Annotated in this window: 1 protein-coding gene; it reads left to right on the top strand. The window is 35.7% G+C overall.

Features of this window, described 5'->3' with window-relative positions:
• The coding region (locus tag Z053_RS0127390; protein ID WP_025668159.1) for a M57 family metalloprotease at window positions 1-595 on the top strand (595 nt) is incomplete at its 5' end.
• Window positions 596-886: the final 291 nt, after the last annotated feature.

Raw genomic sequence — 886 nt, 5'->3', positions numbered from 1 at the left:
TGCAGATCAGCCAAGCTTAGAATCTTTGGATAACGGGATGAAGCAGTATAGAACGAGAAACATTGTCTCTAGTAATAACCGTACAATTAATGTATTAGGTTATACAGGTGGTGGCGGTAATGGACTGTCTAATACTGGAAGGCAGGCCTTACAGAGAGCTGTTAATACATATAATAATTTAAATACTTCTCTTAATATGAGACTCACTTTTGGCACCAACTATCAGGCAGCTGATTTGGTAGTATACGTAAGAAGTGATTTAGGAGCTGGTGGATTAGCAGGATTCCCTTCTGGTGGAAGACCATATAAGTGGGCAAGAATAGGACCTAATGTTAGAAACAGAGGAGTTGCGTATACTCAACATGTTATCACTCATGAAATGGGGCATTGTATAGGGTTACGTCATACAGATTGGCAGAGAAGAGTATGTGATGGTCGACCAGAAGGTCAAGGTGCTGATGGTGCTATCCATATTCCGGGAACTCCAACTGGAGTGGATATTACATCTTTTATGATTTCTTGTCCGGCACAAGGAAACCCTCAAAATGGGACTCTAAATAGAAATGATGTTACTGCATTGCAGTACTTATATTAATATAAATTTATTAAGAACTTTGATTTTTTTTAGAGGGGGCTGCCTGAAAAGGCAGTCTTTTCGTATTTTAATTTTTTTCCTTTTGGATAGGTGTGCTATAATTAATTAAAGTTTTGTTACCTCCTATATTTACTATGTTTGATGCTTTTTTATAAATGTCTTTAATCACGATTTAAGATGTCTTAAATCGTGATTAGAGACATCTAATTATTGATTTGAGTCCTTTTTTTGTTGAATTTAGCATCAACTAATTTTACACAAACATTCAACTTATGAAAACACTATTCAACA

It is taken from the genome of Aquimarina megaterium XH134 (assembly GCF_000520975.1).
GTDB classification, from domain to species: domain Bacteria; phylum Bacteroidota; class Bacteroidia; order Flavobacteriales; family Flavobacteriaceae; genus Aquimarina; species Aquimarina megaterium.
This window is presented reverse-complemented; position numbering and strand designations above follow the sequence as displayed.